Here is a 6,308-nt window from a genome sequence, read left to right on the forward strand (position 1 = left end):
ACCGAGCTCCCCACATGCCCCGAATCCGGCACGCGGGACACGTGGGAGGCCCGCCAGGGGGGGCGCTTCCGGGGCATCGTCGGCGCCATCGACGGCTGCCCGTCGCTCGAGGAGCTGGCGGCGCTGGGCAAGCGGCTCTACGGGCTCGGCCTCGCGCATGACCAGGCCGGGGTCGCCTGGTCGCACTACCACCTCCGCAAGCAGGCCCTCGAGGCGGCGCTGCCGCTCCGCCAGCCGGCGCAGGTCCTGCTCGCCGAGGTCGAGCACGCGAGCCGCCGCTTCCTGCCTAGGCTCGGCGGCTGCCTCTACCGGGTCCAGCGCATACCGAGCATCCCGGTGTCGGGGCCCGAGTGGCGGCGGATCTGGTCGGCGTACCGGGCGCGCAAGCCCGGGCGCTCGGCATAGCCGTCGTGGGCGGCGGGGCCGGCGCCGTGCAGGGTGAAACGCACGGCGCCGGCCCCGGTCACGCGCGAGCTCCTCAGCCGCCTCCGCTAGCGGATTGCCCTGCCGATGGAAACGCGGGGTTGAAGTACAGGGTCTCGTCCTTGAGGTGCAGGAGCAAGGCAGGCTCTACCGTTTCCAGCAAGTCTTCCCAGTTCAGGACCGCGAACCGCCCCTTGTCCGACAGCAGGGGCTTGAACTCAACGTCGACTTTACCTTGTTCGTCCCTGCGGAGAAGATTGACGAGCGTGAATTGCTTGCCGAGCCGCTCTGCCAGCGCCCCGCCGATCGCCCAGTTCCGGGTCAACTCGTAATAGCCCGCAGCAGCAACCTCAGCCGCGCTGGCACGGAACCAGCCGGATGCCGCGTTGATGTACTTGCTGGCCTCCTTGCCGGGCTGCCGGTCATTGGGTGAGTCGAACTTTGCCTCGATGAGCACGAGGGCCGATTCCCCCACCAGCATCACATCGGGCTCGCTCAAGCTAGCCGCTCGCTCCTTAAACTCCTGCTTGAGCAATCCCGGAAGATCGAGTCCCAACTCGTACCGATCATTCGCGCCCCAGTAGAAGATCTGTGGGGTGACGGTCGCCCCTTCTGCATGTCCGATCCGTCGGACGACGTGTCCGAGAAGCTGGCGCTCCTCCAGCCACGAGAAGACGTTCCAGGTGAGAAGGTCCTCCGACCGCTCGTTCGCCAGGCGGCGCAGCTTCTTTTCTCGCGTCTGTTCGTTGAGCGACCGCTGGACGATCGCTTCGAGCCGGGCGGCCGAGCGTGGTCTCCACAGCCCGTCTCGCCAGTCGCGACGGATGAACGTGGGCTGGTCTGGGGCGTTGCTGAGGCCGATATCGCAACGCGGGCAAACGCGCCTGCAGTCCTCGTACGTCTCCGCGCGCACGCCGAGTTCCCTGGCTTCAGGCTGGATGGCAAGAGGAGCTCCACAGCGCGGGCAGTGAGTCATCACCGGGATGGAATATACAATGGGCGGCCGATCCATGGCCAGGGCGGTCGTCGCCTTCGTCAGCAGGCGGACCGCCCTATTCACCAGACAGTGCCTCCGTTTTCCTCCCGGCTCGCTCCGCTCGCCTGGATCTGATCGGGTCTGGTTGGGGGGTGACCCACGGGCGAAGGGAGGTGAAGTCGCACACGCCCGTCAGCGATCACACCCACACACCGAGAAGGGAGCAGGCGATGAACAGCGTCAATTTGGTGATGTTGCTGGTTTTAACCAGTGCGCGTGAGGAGGGCGAAGTGGCCGTCATTGCAGGGCCTCGGCTAAGGAATGGTAGCGCATAGACGTCAGCGGAGCGGCCTCGGCTCGGAGGCCTCGGCGAGCTCCAGCGGGCGGCGCGCATCGCGCTGTTCAGCCCGAAGCCGCCAGGTGAGCAGGTCGTCGTTGACACGAAGCCAGCGCTCCTCCTGCTCGGCGTAGGCGCGCTCGACGGCGAGGAGGCGTTCGACGAGGCTGGCCTTGGTCCATCGCTGATACCGCTGGCGAGCCCGGGCGACATCGCGGTGGGCGTCGACGCGGGGGCGAGCGGGGCCCGTCGGCTCGCGTGCCGGCGCCGGTCGTGCGGCGCGGGGGCGAGTCCAGCGGCGGTGCCGCTCGTAGTACGCGCGCGCGTCGGGGTTGCCGAGGATGGCGCTGGTGGAGACCCCCCGGCCGGCCGGATCCAGGGCCTTGGACATCGTCGCGATGGACGCCAGCGAGACGGCCCGCGTGGCCGTGAGGAGGGCATCGACCGCCTGGCGGACGTGCTCGAGCGTGCGCTGGCGCCGCGGCGCGTAGACGTGGGCGTGGAGCCAGGCGGGGGCCTCCCGGTCAGGGGGCGATGTGGATATGGGCATCACGGGCGGCGTCCCTCCGGTAGGCGTCGATCTGGTCCATCTCCTGGAGCTCGGTGTCGCAGTCGCGGATGAGCTGCTTCATGCGCTCGGCCTCGGGATAGAGGCCGTCGTCGACGGCGAGGGCGATCTGGGTCTGGGCCCAGGCGCGGTGGCGTTCGACCTGGTGGCGCTTGGCCGGATCCGGCACCTTGCCGGCACAGCCGACGCAGGCGAACTTGGCGGCGCAGAAGCCATGGCTCACGCAGTGCCCGCCGACGACCTCGGCGAGGGTGCCGACCTTGCCGCGCGCCGCCTCGTAGGCCTCGCGTAGCTCCTGCGGGGATCGGCGGACGGCCTCGCCGACGTGGACGTGCGCGGCGATCCGGGCCAGGTAGCGATCGGCCGCCTCGGCGACCATGGAGTCCGTGGGCTGGCTGTAGTAGTTGGTCACGTCCAGGTTCTTTTGCTTGAGCCACTCGCCGACGATGTCGACGGGGATCTGCTCGACGTGGACGGCGTGGGTGGCGAAGGCGTGGCGGAGGAGATGGGCCTTGAGGACGACGGGCTTGCCGTCGCGGGTGCGAAAGACCATGCCGTGGAGCAGGAAGCGCATGCAGGCGGTGATGCCGAGATCGGAGAGGTGCTGACGGGAGTACTGGAAGAGGTAGGAGGCCGGCCCGAAGCGATGCGCGCGGCCGTGGAAGGGATTGAACGGCATGACCGGGAGGGGGGCGCCGGGGGCCAGGGCGTAGTGCTCGGCGAGCATCGAGGCGGTGGCCACCAGCAGGCGCAGCGTCTCGCGGCCGATGAAGAAGGTGTGCGGGGTGTTGGTGCGCTCGCCTTTGGGGATCAGCCGGAACGCGTAGCGAACGCGCGGGGAGGGATCCTGCGCTCCCGGCGGGGCGGGCATGACGAGGCGGACGAAGGCGTCGGGGGCGAGCCGGACTTGCATGAGTTCGTTCATGCGCATGCCGGTGGTGGTGAAGAGGCCGATGCCCAGGAGCCCCAAGGTGGCCGCGGCGGCGAGCGAGTCCACGGCGATCAGCACCCCGTCGGTGTGGCGTTGCGCCACGCGCATGAACGTGGAGTCCCCGCTGGCCTTGGACCACGCCAACAGGCCTGGGATGCGGCTGAAGAAGGGGATGATGCGCTGGCGCGCGCCCTCACGGCCATAGCCCCAGGCTTGCAGCCAGGCCTGCTCGGCGGCGAAGTCCTGCTCGTAGCGATCTCCGCGCCGGACGCGATGGAGCAAGCGGCGCCGGAGCAGGTCTTCAAACCAGAGTCCTGCCGGGGGCGCGTCCGAGACCAGCCGTTCGGCCCGGAGGAACTCGAGAAAGACGGTGTTGCGGGCGTCGGAGAACGGGCGGCCCCGGCCGGTGCGCGCATCGGCGACGGTTTCGGGCCGGTAGTGATCGGCATGCGCCACGACGAAGCTCCGCCGGTCCCAGAGGCGGAAGTGCAGGCGTTCCTGCGGCGGGACCTCGTGCTCGGGGTCGGCGCCCTCGTCGTAGGCAAAGGTGACGGGCAAGGACGGTGGGTGGGGGTGTGTCAGCGCCCGGGCGGCGTCGCGAAACGCCTGGCGCAGGCGAAGCAGGCGGTTGTAGCGGAGGTGCGCTTCGATCCGGAGGGCGGTGAACTGGGGCAGCACGGCGTCGGTTTCGGCCTTTCGGTTGAGCCGCTGCTGGCGCTGGAGCTCGGCGCTCTTGATGAGGCCCTCGACCTGGTCGGGGCTCACGACGGGGAGGACAAAGCGCTGGTACGGCCCGCGATCGGCGGTGGGGAGGGTCGCGAGCCAGCGCCGGAGCAGCCGGGAGGTGGTGTTGTAACAGCGCCAGAAGCCAGTTCGAACGGACTGGCGGTCGTGGGGCCGCACCTCGGCTTTGAGGTACGCGACGAGGTGATCGGCCCGCCAGTCGGCCATCGTGGTCAGGCCCAGCGCCGGGAAGAGCGTGCCGAAGCCGCCGTGGACGACCTGCACGACGCGACGCACGGTGGTGGCATCGCGCCGACGTGCCGACATCACCGCCGCGGCCAAGGCCAGCTGATCGGCCCAGGGCCGGCCCACGACCTTGCGTTCCAGATAGCGGATGAGGCGCTCATGGACGTCTGGCCAGGCGCCCGGGGTGATCGGATCACCGGCCGTGCGGGGGGCGCGCAGGACGTCGGGCGCGATGGTGCCGGCGAGGCGCTCCCAGGGGCGGGGCAGGACGTCAAGCGCCACCGCCGGCCCCCTCACTGAAGCGGCGGAGGTAGACCCATTCGGGGTCGTCCAGGACGGGCCCGGGGCCGGGGGCCAGCGCCCCGCTGGGGTCGGCAGGGCGTGGGCGGCGGGGGGCTGCCAGGGCCGCGCGCAGGGCGTCGTCCAGACGCGCGTGCACGCGGTCCTGGATCTCGGCATGACGGACGGTGTCGAAGTAGTGCTCGTAGGCGGCGAGGGTCTGCTCGCCGCGGCGCCACTTCATGTACTCGATGAGCTCACGGAGGCGGCGGGTGACCGCGGCCTCCGTGGTCGCGGTCTCGTAGATCTGCCGGACGGCCATGGTGACGTACCAGTGCCGGGCCTGATGCACGTCGGCGTCGATCGCGGCCGCCGCACACGCCGGATTCCAGGCGTTCTCCCGGTAGTGCTTGGGGGTGAGCGGTGTCCGGCGCGCGCTGAGAAACACGGGGGCGGCGAGCACCTCGGGCAGCTGACGGGCAGCCGGCTCGAGGAGCCCGGTGCACGTGAGGCCGCGGGGGTCGAGGCGGCGGCGCTCGCCATCGACGTAGCGCCGGAGCAGCTTGGCGGTGTCGCTGGAGAAACGGAGGAACTTCACGCGGCGGCCGTGGCTGCCTTTGCTGAAGGCGGTGGCTTCCTGGAGCAGGCCGCGCCGCAGCCAATCGCCGAGCGTGAGCCCGGTCACCTCGGAGACCCGCCCGCCGGACTCAAAGAGGAGCCGGGTCACGCACTCCTCGCGGAGCCCCCAGCGGGGGAGGCGGCGGCCGCCCGCGAGCACGCGCGCCGGCAGCGAGGGGTCGTCCACGACCTGCGGCACCCAGTCCGCCCCGACGAGCTTGAAGTAGCTGTCCGACAGGCGGCGCGGCCGGCGGGGTGCGACGACCCCGCTGATCTCAGGCATCCGCGGCCACCCGTCGTCGTCGTCGATCGACTCCTCCGCCCGCGTCATGAGGGTCCGCACCGAGTCCTGCAGCGGATTGGTGAACGCGTAGGCTCCCTGCGCGTGCATCACCCGATAGAAGAGCTTCAGGGCGGACAGGAAGACCCGGATGGTGCTGTGGGTGCCTGCCGTGAGGGAGACGAGCTGGAAGCCCGCGCGATGCGGGCGCACCAGACACCGGTGCTGACACGCCAGGTACGCCTCGACGAGGCGGCGCACGTCAGCCGGCGGGGCGCCCCACTGCCGGCCATCGCCGTGGCCGGCCTCACGATCCACGAACGCAAAGAACGGGAGGAGCGCATGCAGGTAGGACAGCGAGGTGGAGAGGGACACGTGGAAGCGAGCGTCCTTCACGAAGACGGTGAGGGGCAGGTGGAGGCGGTGGCCGCCGTCGAAGACCAGCACGGGATGCCCGTGGTCCACGGCCGCGGGCCTGAGCGCGAACCGGTAGGCGCCGGCGTTCATGGCCTCCTCTCCCGTGCCGATCGCACGTGCACGACGGGCGGTGCGGGGTGGCACGCCGCCGCTCTCAACGACGCGGCCCCAGGCGGTGCGCCCCATGCACTGGTAGCGCATAGACAACATCTCAGATTGTCGGCCAAAGACCTCCATCCTTGTTTCTGGCGGTTTCAGTCTGGGCGCCTCACGCGTCATCCCGAGCTTCGCTACACGCCCTCGGGCGCCCCCGTGTGCCAGATGGGCCTGGCGCTCAACCGCCGCTGGACGAGCCAGGCCGGCGAGGCGCAGCAGGAGACGACCTTCGTGGAGATCACGACCTGGGGCAAACAGGCCGAGACGGTGGCGGCCTATCTCACCAAGGGCCGCGCCGTCGCCGTCGATGGGCGGCTCCAGCAGGACAGCTGGGAGACGGGGGCCGGCGAGAAG

Annotated in this window: 6 protein-coding genes; 2 read left to right on the top strand and 4 right to left on the bottom strand. The window is 70.4% G+C overall.

All coding sequences use genetic code 11. From position 1 onward, the window contains the following. Positions 1-405 (top strand): hypothetical protein (locus HY703_06015; protein ID MBI4544727.1); only part of this gene is annotated, 405 nt, incomplete at its 5' end. Positions 406-478: 73 nt separating this feature from the next. Here the strand turns inward: HY703_06015 and HY703_06020 are convergent. The 4 genes from HY703_06020 to HY703_06035 form a co-directional block, all read right to left on the bottom strand. After that, positions 479-1,336 carry a hypothetical protein gene (locus HY703_06020; protein MBI4544728.1) on the bottom strand — a complete coding sequence of 286 codons (858 nt, stop codon included), beginning with the start codon at positions 1,334-1,336 and terminating at the stop codon, positions 479-481. 401 nt (positions 1,337-1,737) lie between these two features. Continuing rightward, on the bottom strand, positions 1,738-2,286 hold the full coding sequence (locus HY703_06025) for a hypothetical protein (protein ID MBI4544729.1): 549 nt from the start codon (positions 2,284-2,286) through the stop codon (positions 1,738-1,740). Continuing rightward, complete coding sequence (locus HY703_06030; GenBank protein ID MBI4544730.1) at positions 2,261-4,486, bottom strand: site-specific integrase; 2,226 nt, start codon at positions 4,484-4,486, stop codon at positions 2,261-2,263. Before HY703_06030 ends, HY703_06025 begins: the two co-directional genes overlap by 26 nt. Continuing rightward, a complete protein-coding gene (locus tag HY703_06035; GenBank protein ID MBI4544731.1) occupies positions 4,476-5,999 on the bottom strand; it encodes an integrase in 1,524 nt (507 codons plus the stop codon). Before HY703_06035 ends, HY703_06030 begins: the two co-directional genes overlap by 11 nt. Positions 6,000-6,014: 15 nt before the next feature. Here HY703_06035 and ssb point away from each other — a divergent pair. Continuing rightward, positions 6,015-6,308, top strand: a 294-nt coding sequence (gene ssb / locus HY703_06040) for a single-stranded DNA-binding protein (GenBank protein ID MBI4544732.1), incomplete at its 3' end; no start/stop codon positions are given.

The organism is Gemmatimonadota bacterium (genome assembly GCA_016209965.1).
Lineage (GTDB): Bacteria > Gemmatimonadota > Gemmatimonadetes > Longimicrobiales > RSA9 > JACQVE01.

Coding starts and splice junctions, on each gene's coding strand:
- HY703_06025 (MBI4544729.1), bottom strand. CDS start 2,286: ATGCCCATATCCACATCGCCCCCTGACCGGGAGGCCCCCGCCTGGCTC.
- HY703_06035 (MBI4544731.1), bottom strand. CDS start 5,999: ATGCGCTACCAGTGCATGGGGCGCACCGCCTGGGGCCGCGTCGTTGAG.